This is a genomic window from Rhodococcus sp. 05-2254-6 (genome assembly GCF_002258565.1).
Taxonomy (GTDB): domain Bacteria; phylum Actinomycetota; class Actinomycetes; order Mycobacteriales; family Mycobacteriaceae; genus Rhodococcoides.
In genome coordinates this window covers 39,044-54,342 of the sequence record NZ_NOZF01000108.1, presented here as the reverse complement: position 1 = coordinate 54,342, position 15,299 = coordinate 39,044, and the positions used below count along the sequence as shown (strand labels likewise).

At 65.7% G+C, this 15,299-nt stretch carries 15 protein-coding genes; 2 read left to right on the top strand and 13 right to left on the bottom strand.

The genetic code is table 11. From position 1 onward, the window contains the following. Nucleotides 1-718 (bottom strand): Tex-like N-terminal domain-containing protein (locus CH256_RS13170; RefSeq protein WP_306438716.1); only part of this gene is annotated, 718 nt, incomplete at its 3' end. A gap of 68 nt (nucleotides 719-786) precedes the next feature. On the opposite strand from CH256_RS13170, the gene CH256_RS13165 reads away from it, so the two are divergent. Beyond that, nucleotides 787-1,740 carry a serine hydrolase gene (locus tag CH256_RS13165; RefSeq protein ID WP_094669806.1) on the top strand — a complete coding sequence of 318 codons (954 nt, stop codon included), beginning with the start codon at nucleotides 787-789 and terminating at the stop codon, nucleotides 1,738-1,740. Between the two features lie 5 nt (nucleotides 1,741-1,745). Here CH256_RS13165 and trmD read toward each other — a convergent pair whose 3' ends face one another. The 12 genes from trmD to ftsY form a co-directional block, all read right to left on the bottom strand. Continuing rightward, on the bottom strand, nucleotides 1,746-2,426 hold the full coding sequence (gene trmD / locus CH256_RS13160; RefSeq protein WP_068049592.1) for a tRNA (guanosine(37)-N1)-methyltransferase TrmD: 681 nt from the start codon (nucleotides 2,424-2,426) through the stop codon (nucleotides 1,746-1,748). A gap of 3 nt (nucleotides 2,427-2,429) precedes the next feature. Further along, nucleotides 2,430-2,972, bottom strand: coding sequence for a ribosome maturation factor RimM (rimM, locus tag CH256_RS13155; protein ID WP_094669805.1), 543 nt, complete (start codon nucleotides 2,970-2,972; stop codon nucleotides 2,430-2,432). Nucleotides 2,973-2,986: 14 nt separating this feature from the next. Continuing rightward, nucleotides 2,987-3,229 carry an RNA-binding protein gene (locus CH256_RS13150; protein ID WP_027496687.1) on the bottom strand — a complete coding sequence of 81 codons (243 nt, stop codon included), beginning with the start codon at nucleotides 3,227-3,229 and terminating at the stop codon, nucleotides 2,987-2,989. Next, nucleotides 3,226-3,702 (bottom strand): 30S ribosomal protein S16, encoded by a 477-nt coding sequence (rpsP, locus tag CH256_RS13145; protein ID WP_037189654.1) that lies wholly within the window; start codon nucleotides 3,700-3,702, stop codon nucleotides 3,226-3,228. Before rpsP ends, CH256_RS13150 begins: the two co-directional genes overlap by 4 nt. Nucleotides 3,703-3,890: 188 nt before the next feature. Beyond that, entirely contained in the window at nucleotides 3,891-4,721 is an 831-nt protein-coding gene (locus tag CH256_RS13140) for a CPBP family intramembrane glutamic endopeptidase (RefSeq protein ID WP_068049585.1), read from the bottom strand. After that, nucleotides 4,718-5,824, bottom strand: a complete 1,107-nt coding sequence (locus CH256_RS13135) for an amidohydrolase family protein (RefSeq protein ID WP_179272095.1) — start codon at nucleotides 5,822-5,824, stop codon at nucleotides 4,718-4,720. The genes CH256_RS13140 and CH256_RS13135 overlap by 4 nt, the downstream gene beginning before the upstream one ends. A gap of 17 nt (nucleotides 5,825-5,841) precedes the next feature. Next, complete coding sequence (gene ffh, locus CH256_RS13130; protein WP_068049621.1) at nucleotides 5,842-7,401, bottom strand: signal recognition particle protein; 1,560 nt, start codon at nucleotides 7,399-7,401, stop codon at nucleotides 5,842-5,844. A gap of 127 nt (nucleotides 7,402-7,528) precedes the next feature. Beyond that, the gene (locus CH256_RS13125; RefSeq protein WP_094669803.1) at nucleotides 7,529-8,449 is read right to left on the bottom strand and encodes a M23 family metallopeptidase; all 921 of its coding nucleotides are present in this window, start codon (nucleotides 8,447-8,449) and stop codon (nucleotides 7,529-7,531) included. A 272-nt stretch (nucleotides 8,450-8,721) separates the two neighbouring features. Then, nucleotides 8,722-11,253 carry a [protein-PII] uridylyltransferase gene (locus CH256_RS13120; protein ID WP_094642435.1) on the bottom strand — a complete coding sequence of 844 codons (2,532 nt, stop codon included), beginning with the start codon at nucleotides 11,251-11,253 and terminating at the stop codon, nucleotides 8,722-8,724. After that, nucleotides 11,243-11,581, bottom strand: a complete 339-nt coding sequence (locus CH256_RS13115) for a P-II family nitrogen regulator (RefSeq protein ID WP_019664269.1) — start codon at nucleotides 11,579-11,581, stop codon at nucleotides 11,243-11,245. The genes CH256_RS13120 and CH256_RS13115 overlap by 11 nt, the downstream gene beginning before the upstream one ends. Nucleotides 11,582-11,653: 72 nt before the next feature. Next, complete coding sequence (locus CH256_RS13110) at nucleotides 11,654-12,943, bottom strand: ammonium transporter (RefSeq protein WP_176460509.1); 1,290 nt, start codon at nucleotides 12,941-12,943, stop codon at nucleotides 11,654-11,656. 202 nt (nucleotides 12,944-13,145) lie between these two features. Beyond that, nucleotides 13,146-14,555 (bottom strand): signal recognition particle-docking protein FtsY, encoded by a 1,410-nt coding sequence (gene ftsY / locus CH256_RS13105; protein ID WP_068049579.1) that lies wholly within the window; start codon nucleotides 14,553-14,555, stop codon nucleotides 13,146-13,148. Nucleotides 14,556-14,659: 104 nt separating this feature from the next. Between ftsY and CH256_RS13100 the strand changes: the two genes are divergently transcribed. Further along, nucleotides 14,660-15,292 (top strand): pyridoxamine 5'-phosphate oxidase family protein, encoded by a 633-nt coding sequence (locus CH256_RS13100; RefSeq protein ID WP_068049570.1) that lies wholly within the window; start codon nucleotides 14,660-14,662, stop codon nucleotides 15,290-15,292. The last annotated feature ends 7 nt before the right edge of the window (nucleotides 15,293-15,299 follow it).

The window sequence follows — 15,299 nt, the reverse complement described above, 5'->3', positions numbered from 1 at the left end:
GCACCCCGGGGGTCGGTTCGTCGCGCTCGGGCTCGAAACCGAGGGAAAGTATTTCTTCCTTCTCGCCTCTGAGCGTGGCGAGGATTCGGTGCGAGGGCAGGCTCGTGAACGGTTCCGAGAACTCGAAGTAATCGGAGAACTTGGCACCCTCCTCCTCCTTGCCCTTACGAACCGACGCGACGAGCTTGCCGGATGTCCACATCAGTTCGCGCAGCTCGCCCACCAGGTCCGCGTCCTCGGCGAAGCGCTCGACGAGAATCGCCCGTGCGCCGTCGAGTTGCTCCTGATCGAACTGGGCCGGGTCGGTGGTGGGGTCGGAGAACAGAGCGTCGGCGACGGGCTCGTGCCCGGCCTCACGCGCGATCTGAGCCTTGGTTCGACGCTTGGGCTTGAACGGCAGATAGATGTCCTCGACGCGCGCCTTGGTGTCGGCCAGCATCAACGACTGCTCCAGCGCGTCGTCGAGCTTGCCCTGCGAGCGGATGGACTCGATGACGGCGTCTCTGCGCTCGTCGAGCTCGCGCAGATACCGAAGTCGCTCATCGAGCTGACGCAGTTGCGTGTCATCGAGAGTGCCGGTGACTTCCTTGCGGTAGCGCGCGATGAACGGGACCGTCGACCCGCCGTCGAGCAGTTCCACGGCGGCACGAACCTGTTCTTCACGAACGTCGAGTTCTTCGGCTATGCGCTTGTTCACAGATTTCAGAGCAGTGGTCACGGCGATGGACCCTACCGCTACTGTGGGACAAGTCGGTCAGCGGTTCAACGTGTGGGAGAGATACGCGGATGGTCAGGGGGTCTCGGTTCCTGGCTGCAGCCTGCGCCTCCCTGATACTGGCCGGATGCTCGGCTCCTCCCGACGACCAGGTCGGCGACTCCGACTCGAAGGACACCGCCGAGACGTCGGCGTCGCCCTTTCCCGACATGAAAAAGGTCGACGGCGTAGCCCTCGAAGCTCGTATCCCGATGGCGATCGCGTCGGCCCAGGCCCGCGGTGCCGACGTCGATTTCGCACTGTTGGATCGTCAGACGGGCTCCTATTACAGCAGCAATGCCGATATCCAGGTCGAAACCGCATCGGTATCCAAGCTGTTCATCGCCGACGAGGTGTTGTTCCGAGCACAGTCGGAGAACCGTCCTGTCTCTGCCGACGACCTGACCACCATGACGAGCATGCTCGAGTTGTCCGACGACAACGCCGCGTACACGCTCTGGTATCGCTACGGCTCGTCGGAGATCGTGCGCACGGTCGCGGCTCGCTACGGCTTGACGAGCACCACGCCGCCCGGGGACGACGAGTGGTACAACACCGAGACCACGCCCAGCGACCTGGTCGGTTACTACGCGGGGTTGCTCAACGGCAGCGGCGGTCTGACCACGGCATCCACGGACATCGTGATCGGAATGCTGCGCCGTTCGGCACCGATTGCCGCGGACGGCTACAAGCAGCACTTCGGGATCGTCGACGGTTTGCCCGGCGAGAGTGTGCACGCTGTGAAACAGGGCTGGATGTGCTGCGTGTCCGATCGGTGGGTACACCTGTCGACGGGCACCATCGGTGTCGACAACCGCTACGTTCTGGCTCTGTCGTCACGCGAGGACATCTTCTACGCCGACGACTTGGAAAGCTATCCGGACACCGCGGTGGTCGACGTCAATGACGACGCCAGCGCGCTGCATGCCAGGGACACTCTCACCGGATTCGTCTCGATGCTCTTCCCCGACGGCACCGTCAGCTGAATTCGTCAGTCCTGCAACAGGTCCGGACGACGCTCGGCGGTCCTGTCCAGTGACTGCTGTCGGCGCCACGCAGCGATCTTGGCGTGATCACCCGAGAGCAGTACCTGCGGAACGTCGAGATCACGCCACTGTGCGGGACGCGTGTAACTCGGCCCCTCGAGCAGACCGTCGGAGAACGAATCCTCCTGGTGCGACTGCTGATTGCCGAGAACCCCTGGCATCAGCCGCACCACGGCCTCGGCCATGACGAGAACAGCCGCTTCGCCGCCGATGAGCACGTAGTCGCCGATGCTGACTTCCTCGACACGGACCCGACGTGCGGCATCGTCGAACACTCGTTGATCGATGCCTTCGTATCGGCCGCAGGCGAATACGAGATGCTTTTCGGAGGACCACCGCTCGGCTGTCCGCTGGGTGAACGGGACGCCGGCAGGCGTCGGAACGACGAGGAGAGAATCGTCGGTCAGCACGTCGTCGAGTGCGTCTCCCCAGACGGTCGGCTTCATGACCATTCCCGGTCCGCCGCCGTAGGGCGAATCGTCGACGGCCTTGTGCACGTCATGAGTCCACGACCGCAGATCGTGGACCTCGACCGAGACCAGGCCGCGGTCGATTGCTTTGCCCAGCAACGCGGTTCGGAGCGGCGTGAGGTACTCGGGAAAGATGGTGACGACGTCGAGGCGCACGATCTACTCCGGATCCAGCAGACCCTCGGGCGGATCGATCTCGATCGTCTTGTCTGCCAACGACACCGTCGTCACGATGGCCGCTACGAACGGCACGAGGATTTCGGCGCGTGCTGCTTCGCCGGAACTCGGATTCGGCGTGATGGAGAGCAGCTCCCCCGCTGCGGAGTGGAGAACTTCGCGGACCGTTCCCACGACGGTGCCGTCGGTCAGGATCACCGTGAGGCCTTCGAGTTCGTGGTCGTAGAACTCGTCCGGGTCGTCGGACGGCGGAAGATCGGTGGATTCGACGACGAACAGAATGCCCCTGAGTTGGTCGGCGGCCGTCTTGTCGTCGATACCGTTCAGACGCAGCAGAAGCCGCCCGGAGTGTTCCCGGACGGCGTCCACTGTGTACGAGGCTGGCTCGGCGTTCGATCGAGGCTTGCGGCCCGACAGAACGGTTCCTTCGGCGAAGCGGTCGTCGGGGCTGTCGGTGCGAACCTCGACGACGACTTCGCCTTTGATGCCGTGCGACTTCGCGACACGGCCGATGACCAGCTCCATGATGGGTACGTGACCTACTGGTCCGTGTCGACCACGTCGACGCGGATGCCGCGACCACCGATTCCCGAGACGAGAGTGCGCAGTGCCGTAGCGGTACGACCGCCACGGCCGATGACCTTGCCCAGATCGTCGGGGTGCACGTGGACCTCCACGGTGCGGCCCCGACGGCCGGTGATCATCTCGACGCGAACGTCATCGGGATTGGCGACGATGCCGCGAACGAGGTGTTCGACGGCATCGGCGACAACGGCACTCACTTCTCAGCAGCCTCGGCGGCCGGCGCGTCTGCCGTCTCGGTTGCTGCAGCGTCGGTGGTCTCCGCAGCGGCGTCGTCGGCCTTGGGAGCCTTCTTCTTCTTGGCGGTGGTGGCCTCGCCCTGGGGCTCGGAGTCGGCCTGCGCCAGTGCGGCGTTGAACAGGTCGAGCTTGGACGGCTTGGGCTCGGCGAGGCGGAGGGTTCCCTCGGCACCGGGGAGGCCCTTGAACTTCTGCCAGTCGCCGGTGATCTTGAGCAGAGCCTCGACCGGCTCGGTCGGCTGTGCGCCCACGCTCAGCCAGTACTGCGCCCGCTCGGAGTTAATCTCGATGATGCTGGGGTCCTGCTTGGGCTCGTACGTGCCGATGGTCTCGATCGCACGGCCGTTACGACGGGTGCGGGCATCGGAGATGACGACGCGGTAGTGCGGGGTGCGGATCTTGCCGATACGCATGAGCTTGATCTTGACAGCCATGTTCTGGTGGAGCCTTTCGAAAGTTGGTCACGGCGCAATTCAGCGGTCCGCACGGCATGCGAACCCGGTTTTGCGTTGAAGGGTGTTGTGACCGCCGCTCGGTACGTAACCGGATGACGGGCGAACAGCTGTTCATTGTGCCAGACGGGTCGCACTATCGGTGAATCGGGCCCGCAGAACCACTCCCGTCAGGCGAGCAGGACCACCAGGGCAGGAAGGGTGTTGTTCAACGAGTGTGCCGTGATCGACGCGACGATCGAACCGGAACGCATTCGAGCGATGCCGATTGCGAATCCTCCCCACAACAGCACCACCAGGCGCCACCACTCTCGGTGCCACACCGCGAACAACACCGCGGTGATCGCCAGGACCACCCATCGGTTGCCCAACCAGGCCATCGGCATCGGGCGGGTGCGTTTCTCGAGCGCTCCCCACAGCATGCCGCGGAACATCGTTTCCTCGCAGATCGGTGCACCGAGCCAAATCCACAGGGCCAGAACGATTTTCAAGCCGACGGCCGTATCCGTGACCGCGCCGAGGGGCGTCGGGTCGCCGACTTCGATACGGGACAACAGAATCAGAGCCAGCACTATGCCGCCGACCACGGCGACGCCACCCCACGCCAACCCGGATCGGAGGTGCCCGAGAAATTCGGGGATGGATCTGGGGAGGCCGAAGTCGACGACGGGGCCGTTGCCCCGCGACTTCGAGATGGCCACCGCCACTCCCGTCGCGAGCAGGCTCGGGATCATGATGCCCACCACGAAGACGGCCGAGGCGTCCGACGTCACGACGAGGCCGAGCACCAGGAATCCGGCCAGATTGAGCCCCAGCACCAGTGCCGCGGCCGGCAGTCCCCACCGTTGGCCGCGTCTGCGTTCGAGCGCGGCCTGCTCGGCGCGCCAGTAGGTTTCGGACAGTCCCGATCCTTGCTGATGAACGTGATTCATCGGAGCCAGACCGGCCCAGCTGGGGCGGTCGGGATCGGCTCGTCCTGCGCCGTCACCCGGGTCGGTCACCCCCGGACCGTCGATCCACTCGTCGTGCGACCACGCCGGTCGGTCACTCGTCCGCGAAGGATCACCAGATCCGGGTTGGACAGCACATCCGGTCCGCCTCGCGGATCCTCGGCGTAGACCACGAGATCGGCGGGCGCGCCGTGTTCGAGCCCCTGTCGACCCAGCCACGACCGGGCCTCCCAGCAGGCGGCACCGAGTGCATCGGTCGGTGAGAGTCCGACGGCCGCGAGTGCGGCGACCTCGTCGGCGATACGACCGTGCGCGATCGAACCGCCTGCGTCGGTGCCTGCGTAGATCGGAATGCCTGCGTCGTGAGCTCGTCCGACGGTATCGGCGACGCGTTCGTGCAGCGCCCGCATGTGCCGGGCGTAGACGGGATACCGGGTGGCGGAGTCGGCGATGCCGGGGAACGTCTCGATGTTGATCAGCGTCGGTACCAGTGCGGTGCCGTGATCGACCATCATCTCGACGGTCTCGTCGGTCAGGCCGGTGCCGTGTTCTATGCAATCGATTCCCGCCGCGATCAATCCGGGCAGGGCATCCTCACCGAAGACGTGTGCGGTCACCCGCGCGCCCTCGGCGTGGGCAGCGGCGATGGCGTCGACGAGGATCGAGTCGTTCCAAAGCGGTCGGAGATCTCCCACCGAACGATCGATCCAGTCGCCGACGAGCTTGACCCAGCCATCGCCGAATCGTGCCTGTTGGGCCACCGCCTCGGGCAGCTGCGATTCGTCCTCGATGTCGATTGCCAGACCCGGGATGTAGCGCTTCGCTGATGCGATGTGACGGCCCGCTCGGATGATGCGGGGAAGGTCCTCGTATTCGTCCAGCTCGCGCGTGTCCACCGGAGACCCGGCGTCGCGCAACAGCAGCGCGCCGACGCCTCGCTCGGTCTCGGCCTGGCGGATCGACCCGATCAGGTCCGTGTGTCCCCCGCCGTACTCGATTCCGACATGGCAGTGGGCGTCCACCAGACCGGGCAGAATCCAGCCGCCGTCGTGAACGAGATCGGCATCCGCGATCGGCTCCGTGGACAGGACGCCACCCTCGATCCACAGATCGATCTCGGACCCGTCCGGCAGTCCGCGGCCCCGCACCCGCATCGCCGACACGTGCGCGCTTACTTCTTGGGTAGTTTCAGCTGCGACAGATCGATGCCTTCGAGCCCCGGTGGCAACTGGTCGAGGCCCTTGGGCATGGACGACAGGTCGGGCATTCCGGCAGGCATTCCGCCCGGCATGCCCGGGAATCCACCGCGGATCTTCGGCTGCGTCGGGCCGCGTGCACCCTTCTTGCCCTTCTTGCCCTTCTTGTTGTTCCGCACCTGCTTGCGCGCGCCCGGCATTCCCATCCGACCGGCCATCGCAGACATCATCTTGCGCGCCTCGAAGAATCGGTCGACGAGCTGATTGACGTCGGAGACCTTGACGCCCGAGCCGTTCGCGATACGGAGTCGACGCGACGCGTTGATGATCTTCGGGTCGTTCCGCTCCTGTGGCGTCATGCCGCGGATAATCGCTTGCACGCGGTCGAGTTGTTTCTCGTCGACGTTGGCGAGCTCTTTCATCTGCCCGGCACCGGGCAGCATACCCAGCAGGTTTCCGATGGGTCCCATCTTGCGGACGGCCATCATCTGCTCGAGGAAGTCGTCGAGCGTGAGTTGCCCCGAGCCGATCTTGTTGGCCGTCGCCTCGGCCTGCTCGGCATCGAAGTGCTGCTCGGCCTGCTCGATGAGGCTCAGCACGTCGCCCATGCCGAGGATGCGGCTGGCCATGCGATCGGGGTGGAAGACGTCGAAGTCCTCGAGCTTCTCACCGGTCGACGCGAACATGATCGGCTGGCCGGTGACCTCGCGGACACTCAGCGCGGCACCGCCGCGAGCATCGCCGTCGAGCTTGGTGAGAACGACACCGGTGAAGCCGACGCCGTCACGGAACGCCTCGGCGGTACTGACGGCATCCTGGCCGACCATCGCGTCGAGAACGAACAGTGTCTCGTCCGGCTGGACCGCGTCACGAATTCCCGCGGCCTGACTCATCAGCTCGGTGTCGATGCCGAGGCGACCAGCGGTGTCGACGATGACCACGTCGTACTGCTTGCTTCGAGCCTCGGCGATGCCGGCCCGAGCGACCTCGACGGGATCCGCGGCCGAGACTCCGAGTGCATTGTCGCCGCCACCGATGGACGTGCCCGGATGCGGCGCGAAGACGGCGGCACCGGCGCGCTCGCCCACGATCTGCAGCTGGCTCACGGCACCGGGACGCTGGAGGTCGCACGCGACGAGCAGTGGGGTGTGGCCCTGGCCCTTGAGCCATTTCGCGAGCTTGCCCGCCAGCGTCGTCTTACCCGAACCCTGCAGACCGGCGAGCATGATCACCGTTGGCGGGTTCTTGGCGAACACGAGCCTGCGAGTCTCGCCGCCGAGGATGCCGACCAGTTCCTCGTTGACGACCTTGACTACCTGCTGGGCGGGGTTGAGCGCGCCCGAGACCTCGGCACCCTTGGCCCGGGCCTTGATTCGGCTGATGAACTCACGTACGACGGGCAGTGCCACGTCCGCTTCGAGCAGGGCAAGACGGATCTCACGGGCGGTGGCGTCGATATCCGCGTCGGACAGTCGACCTTTGCCACGCAGGTCCTTGAGAGTCCCGGTCAACCTGTCGGAAAGGGATTCGAACACCGATTGCACTCCTGAGCTAGCCGATCACCGAAAACGAGCCGAATCCGGCACGGTCACCACACTAGCGGCAGCACGCCGCGTCGTCTCTGGGGCGTTCGACTGTCGTGTCGAACGTGGCGATGTCGAGTCAGGCCAGGCGCGCGGAATCGTTCCACGTCACTGCAACTCCCCGCGTCGCGAGCCACTGCGCGGGGTCGACCTTGACGCCGGAGGGATCGTGTACCTCGAAGTGCAGATGTGGGCCGGTCGACTGGCCGCGGTTGCCCACGGTTGCGATCTGCTCACCGGCCGCCACGCGCTGACCGGGCTGAACCGAGAAGTCGTTGACGTGCCCGTAGACCGTCTCGGTGCCGTCGTCGTGCCGCACCTTGACCCAGAGACCGAAGCCGGATGCCGGTCCTGCGTCGGACACGGTGCCGTCAGCGGCGGCGTAGATGGGCGTTCCGATGGGTGCCGCGATGTCGAGGCCGCTGTGCTGGGTTCCCCATCGCGAGCCGAAGTTGGACGTCAAAACTCCTGCCACGGGCTGCACTGTGCCCTTCTTCAGCGAGCGCAGGCTGTCGAGAGGAGACTCCGCACCCAACTGCCCCAGGCCGACGTCGTCGAGCCATTGCTGGGCGGCAGCACCGGGATCGGCGACTCCGAACGAGGCCAGTGGGTCGGCGGTCGGTGCCGGTGCCGGTGCAGGCGCGGGTGCGGTAGGCGCGGCCTCGGGCGGTGCCGGCTGCGACGGTGCGGGCGGGGGCGCGAACTGTGGGGGAAGGAACTGCGGGAGCTCGAACTGGGGCAGCTCGAATCCCGCGGGCAGCAGACCCTCCGGTACGGCGAACGGCAGTCCTGCTGCGGGTGCCTCGGGGATCGGCGCGGCACCTGCGGTACCGGCACCCATCGTCGTCGCGCCGACGACGATCGCGCCGGTCGCGGCGACGATGGTTGCCGCCCGTCGGCCGAGGTCGGGTGTGTCCTGTACGGCGCGGTGTCTGCCGCTCGTCGGACGCGCCGCGATGTCGGTCGGTGTGTGGACGGTCGACCGTCGGTGGGATCCCACAGTTGGTGCCTCTCGAAAGATCAGGAGTGGAGCCTGCAGGAACGACGTGGTTCGAGCAGTGTGGAGCCTGCAGGAACGACGTGGTTCGAGCAGTGTGGAGCCTGCAGGAACGACGTGGTTCGAGCAGTGTGGTGGTCGCTCGAACGGTCGAGAGTGTCGTTTCTGCGTCTGGGACGAATGTAACAAATCGGCATCGGCGCAAGGCCCGATGGCCGGAAGTTCGTGAATAGTCACCACCGCGAGTCGGTCTGCTCTCGCATTCCGACCCGCGGTCAGGTGCCTTCGGGCTTTTCCGGGGGCTTGGGCGGTTCCGGGGCAGGTACCACCGCGAGGATCGCGCGCTCGAGATCCTCGCGAACCGCCCTGCTGTCGGCTCCCGCAAGGTCGATGCAGAAGGAGTCGACCACCGAGCTACCCAGGGTCGAGACGCGGGCCCACCGGATGTCCGATCCCTGCTGTTCGATCGCACTGGCCAGTCGGCAGAGCAGACCGAGCCGGTCCTCTGCTCGTAGCTCGAGCACCACCTGCCCGGGTTCGTTGTCGTCGAACCACAGCACCCGAGGCGGAGCTTGGGCGTAGAGAACCGGGACTGCAGAATCCTCGGCATCGTCCTCGACGGTTTCGGCTCTGGCGTCGCGTTCCTTGGCGTCGAGCACGGCGACGAGGTCGAGTTCGCCGGCCTGGGCTCGGATGATTTCCTGCCGCAGCAGACCGGCCTGTGGCGGGGATCCGAAGAGCGGCGCGACGTCGAACGAGTTGATCGCCGATCCCTCGTGACTTCCGAGGGAGGCCGAGAGAACGCGAAGCGAATGCAGCGCGAGGACTCCTGCGGCGTCGGAGAGCAGCCCGGGCGTGTCGGGGGCGATGACGGTGACGACGAAGGTGTGCAGCCCGTCGGTCGGCGCGATGTCGACATGGACGCCTCCCCGCGCTGCGAGTTCGACGTGCGCAGGGTCGAGTGGATCCGGAGAGGGCAGACTCTCCCCCGCCATCACCAATCGGCAACGGCGCACGAGCTCGCGGATGAGCGAGGCCTTCCAGTCACCCCATACCCCCGGTCCGGTGGCGAGCGAATCCGCCTCCGCCAGTGCGTGGAGCAGCTCGAGCAAGATGGTGTCGGCACCGAGGGCGTCGACGACGGTTTGCACGGTTGCAGGGTCGTCGAGGTCGCGTCTGGTGGCGGTCTCCGGCAGCAGCAGGTGGTATCTCACCATCGACGTCAGCAGTGCCACGTCGGACGGCCACAGTCCTAGCCTGTTGCCGATCTGGATGGCCAGATCTGCACCGACGACGCTGTGGTCGCCGCCGCGTCCCTTGCCGATGTCGTGGATCAGCGCGCCGAGCACCAACAGGTCCGGACGCGCAACTCGGGTGGTCAATGCGCTTGCGTAGGCTGCAGTTTCGACCAGGTGCCGATCGACTGTCCACGTGTGCACGGCATCTCGCGGTGGCAGATCGCGTACCGCGCCCCACTCCGGAATGAGCCTGCCCCACAGTCCGGTTCGATCGAGAGCTTCGATGGCCGCGATGGCTTTGCGACCCGATCCGAGCAACACGAGCAGATCGTTGAGGGCTTCCTTCGGCCAGGGTTCGCGGAGCTCGGGCGCGCTGTCGGACAGTCGGTTCAGGGTCGAGGCCGACATCGGCATTCCGGTCTGCGCCGACGCCGCAGCGACACGCATGATCAGACCCGGATCCTTGTTCGGCCGCGCGTCGCGGGCGAGAACGACCTCGCCGCCGTGTTCGACGACCCCCTCGTCCAGCGGCCGCCGGATCGGAACTCGACGAAGGCGTGAAAGACCCTTTCGGGGAAGCGAATTGCCGGCGGTGCGCAGTCCGACGTCGACCGAGTAGCTGATGGTGCGGGCCGAATCGCTCAGTACGCGAGCGAGATCGAAGCGGTCTCCGATCCGCAGCGCGGCACCGATCTCGTCGGCGTCCTGCGCCCGCAGTTGATCCCGTGCTCGACCGGCGACGCGGTGCAGTTCGGTGCGCACGTCCAACAGGCGTCCGTGTGCGAAGGCCAAACCGCCACCGGGCGATTCGGGCCCGAGCCCGGGCATGCCGTCGGTCAACTGCGCGATGGAGAGGGCGTCGAGCAACTGAACATCACGCAGCCCTCCGCGGCCGCTCTTGAGATCGGGTTCGGCGCGGTGTGCAATCTCACCGCTGCGCGACCACCGCCCGCGGGTCTGCTCGATCAGCTCGTCGAAGCGCCCTCGAATACCGTTGCGCCACTGGCGACGTACGCCGCCGATGAGGAGGTTGCTCAATTCGACGTCGCCGGCGATGTGCCGCGCCTCGAGCATGCCGAGAGATGCCGTCATGTCGGCCGCCGCCACCTGCAGAGCCTGTGGCACCGTTCGCACGCTGTGGTCGAGCTTGATGTGTGCGTCCCACAACGGGTACCAGAGCTTGTCGGCGACATCGGAGACGATGCGTGGTTCGAGATCGTCGTGCAGCAGTATCAGGTCCAGATCCGAGTACGGCAGCAGTTCGCGTCGAGCAAGACCGCCTACGGCGACGATCGCGAAACCGGAGTCCGGTTTGATCCCGAGCTCTGCACCTTTGGTGGTCAGCCAGAACTCGTGCAGATCGACCAGAGCCTGCCGGAGCGAGGGTGCATCGAGTCGACGATTGCGTGTTCCGCCGTCGAGCAATTGTTTTCTGGCCCGAGCGAGATCTGCTGCAGCATCGCTCGTGCCCTTCGATGCGGAGCCCATGGAGACCGAAGGCCCCGATCCTGACGCTTTCGCGCCAGAACCGGGGCCCACGGCCCGAGACCCTTTGGGGTCAGAGTGCATCAGCGCCACGTTCTCCGGTGCGGACTCGGATGACCGAGTCGACCGGGGAAACCCAGACCTTGCCGTCACCGATCTTGCCGGTGCGTGCAGCCTCGACGATGACCTCGACGACCTTCTCCACAGCGGCGTCGTCGACGACTACCTCGACACGGACCTTCGGGACGAAGTCGACGGAGTACTCCGCACCTCGGTACACCTCGGTGTGGCCCTTCTGGCGGCCGTATCCCTGAACTTCACTGACTGTCATTCCGAGTACGCCGGCCTGCTCCAGCCCCGTCTTGACGTCCTCCAGGGTGAACGGTTTGACGATTGCCGTGATCAGCTTCATTTTTGCTTCCCTTCACAAGACCTCGAGTGCCCGTTGTCGTACGGTGCAGCGTTCACGTCTATCTCTACCTTGTCAGGCGAAATCATATGCAGTCTCAGCGTGCTCGGCTTCGTCGATGCCGTTCGCCTCCTCCTCGTCGGAGACGCGCCAGCCGAGGGGCTTGAGCGCGAACGCGATGACCGCGGTGACGATGGCGGTGAAGACCAGCGCGAACAGTGCGATGACGATCTGCACGACGAGCTGCTTGTAGTCGCCGCCGTAGAACAGGCCGGTCTCGGATGCGAGGAAGCCGATTCCGATCGTTCCCCACAGTCCTGCGACGAGGTGAACGCCCACGACGTCGAGCGAGTCGTCGTAGCCGAACTTGAACTTCAGTCCGACCGCGAGTGCGGAGAGCACACCGGCGACGACGCCGAGGATCATGGCACCGACCGGCGTGAGCGTGCCTGCGGCCGGAGTGATGGCGACCAGACCTGCGACGATGCCCGAGGCGGCGCCGAGGCTGGTGGCGTGACCGTCACGAATGCGCTCGGTGATGAGCCAGCCCACGATCGCGGCTGCCGTGGCGGCGGTGGTGTTGACCCAGGCCACGCCGGCGATGCCGTCGGCGGCGAAGGCGGAGCCTGCGTTGAATCCGAACCAGCCGAACCACAGCAGCGCTGCGCCGAGCATGACGAACGGAAGGTTGTGCGGGCGGTAGGCGACCTTGCCGAAGCCTGCGCGCTTGCCGATGATGATCGCCAGAATCAGGCCGGCGATACCGGCGTTGATGTGCACCACCGTGCCACCGGCGAAGTCGATCGGAGCGACGCTGGCGACGAGTCCGCCCTCTCCGTCGTCGGTGGTTCCGAAGATCATTGCCGCCAGCCCGTTCTCGGATCCGGAGAGCAGTCCGCCGCCCCAGACCATGTGAGCCAGCGGGAAGTAGGCGAGGGTGACCCAGATACCGGCGAAGGCGAGCCAGGTGCCGTACTTGACACGGCCGGCGATCGAGCCGCTGATCAGTGCCACCGTGATGATGGCGAAGGTGACCTGGAATGCCACGTCGATGATGTTGGCGTAGCCCCATGCGCCGGCGATGTAGTTACCGTCGGCATCGGTGATCGAATCCTTGAGTCCGAAGAACTCGAACGGGTTGGCGAAGACACCGCCGATGTCCTGGGTTCCGTAGGACATCGACCATCCCCACAGGAAGTAGATGATCGAGACGACGGCCATTGCTCCGAACGACATCATCATCATGTTCAACACGGACTTCGACTGCGACATACCGCCGTAGAAGAACGCCAAGCCCGGCGTCATCAGCAGTACCAGCGATGCTGCCATCAGCATCCACGCGGCGTTGCCGGAGTTGGCCAACATATCCTCGGGACTCACGTACACCCTCCATTCTCCTGCACACCGGTTGGCGCGCCGTTACGCAAGAAGAGTGGTTTCACGAAGTTTCATCCGTGACACTCGGGTGTTTCGGGCATGTGAACGCATGACCGAATTCTGTTGCAAAAAGGTTTCGTGCTGGCGTTTGTGCTTTTGCCCCGGTTCGGGAACTGCCCCCGAGTCGAGATCAGCCCAGCAACGCGTCGACGAAGGCACCCGGCTCGAACGGTGCCAGATCGTCGGCACCCTCGCCGAGACCGACGAGCTTGACGGGCACTCCGAGTTCACGTTGCACCTGAAAAACGATGCCACCCTTCGCGGTTCCGTCGAGCTTGGTCAGCACGACTCCCGTGATGTTCACGATTTCGGCGAAGACACGGGCCTGCGTCAGTCCGTTCTGGCCCACGGTTGCGTCGAGAACGAGCAGAACGTCGTCCACGCGGGCACGCTTCTCGACGACTCGCTTGACCTTGCTCAGTTCGTCCATCAGACCCGATTTGGTGTGCAATCGTCCCGCGGTGTCGATCAGAACCACATCGACGCCGTTCTCGATCCCCTTGCTCACCGCGTCGAAGGCGACAGCAGCCGGATCCGCGGCCTCCTTGCCGCGAACCACCTCGGCACCCACTCGCTCGGCCCAGGTCTGCAGCTGATCGGCCGCAGCGGCGCGGAACGTGTCGGCGGCACCGAGCAACACCCGCCGCCCGTCCGCGACCAGCACGCGAGCCAGTTTGCCCGTGGTCGTGGTCTTGCCGGTTCCGTTGACCCCCACCACCAGCAACACCGCGGGCGCGCCGTCGTGCGGCAACGCGCGAATCGAACGATCGAACTCGGGGTGCAGCTGCGCCACGAGGATCTCGCGCAGCAGAGCCCTGGCGTCGGCTTCGGTGCGAATACTGCGCGCCGCCATCTGCTCACGCAGCGTCCGCATGATCTCCGCGGTGGTGGCCGAACCGATATCGGCGATCAGGAGGGTGTCCTCGACCTCTTCCCACGAGTCCTCGTCCAGGTCGCCGCCGCCGAGGAGGCCGAGCAGGCTCTTGCCCACCGCGGACTGAGATCGTGCCAGCCGGCCACGGAGACGGTCGAGTCGTCCCTCGGTCGGTTCGATGGTGTCCAAGCGGCGAGGCGCGGGAGCAACGGTGTCGGCCACCGACGGCTCGGGAGCAACGGGATCTTCGACGGTGGCATCGGTTGCCGGGGCCTCCGGCTCGGACACCTCCGGTTCGATCCAGACGGTCTCCGATTCGACCGGTTCAGGCGTGGGTACCACCGGCGGCCGCTCGACCGGCGTGGACTCGACGGGAATGTTCTCGACCGGCTTCGCCTCGGCAGGCTTCGGCACGACCGGCTTCGGCTCGGGCCTGGGGGCCTTCGGGGCAACAGGCTCGGCTGTCGCCGTTCCCTGACTGAACGAGAAGCCGCTACCCGCGGTGTAGCCACCGGATTTGTCCTTGGTGGCCGCGCCCTCGATTCGCGCTGCCTCGTCCGACTTGAGGGACACTCTCCGGCGACGGGAGAGAACCAGCCCGACGACGAGGACGACGAGCAGGACGGCAGCGATCGCCGCGACGATGATCCACGCTTGGTTACTCACGTGGAACATCCTCTCAGGCGATCGCGTCCGTTCGTCACCGGTGGTGCACCGACCGTGAAAATGCGCTTCCCGCCCGCAAGTCCGTGTCGATAACATTCACGGTCATGGAGTGGACCACGGTGCGCGACGCCGCCGAACTGACCGAGATGTTCGGAGAGCCGAGCTTCCGAGCCGCCAACAAGGACCGGCGCACGCTGCACCCTCTGGACGTGCAGTGGCTCGCTGCCTCACCGTTCTGCCTCATCGGGACCTCGGACGCGAGCGGGCGATGCGACGTTTCGCCCAAGGGCGATCCGCCCGGGAGCCTGGTGCACGTCCTCGACGACGCCACGATCGCTCTCGCCGAACGGCCGGGCAACCGCCGGATGGACGGCTATCGCAACATTCTCGAGAACCCGTTCGTCGGGCTGAACTTCTTCGTCCCCGGTCGCGGTGACACCCTCCGCGTCAACGGTCGCGCTTCCTTGGTCACCGACGCCCCGTTCTTCGACGAACTGCAGGTCAAGGGCCACCGCCCGATCATGTGTCTGGTCGTCGACATCGAGCAGGTATTCCATCACTGCGCGAAGGCGTTCATGCGGTCAAAGCTGTGGCAGCCCGAGACCTGGGATGCCGACGCCATCCCCGACGTCGCGACGCTGACGAAAGCGTTGATTCCTCAGGCTCCCGAGACGGTGGAGGAACTGCGGGAATACTACGGTCCGTCCTACGCCGAACAGCTCTACCCGAAGCAGTAGCCACGGA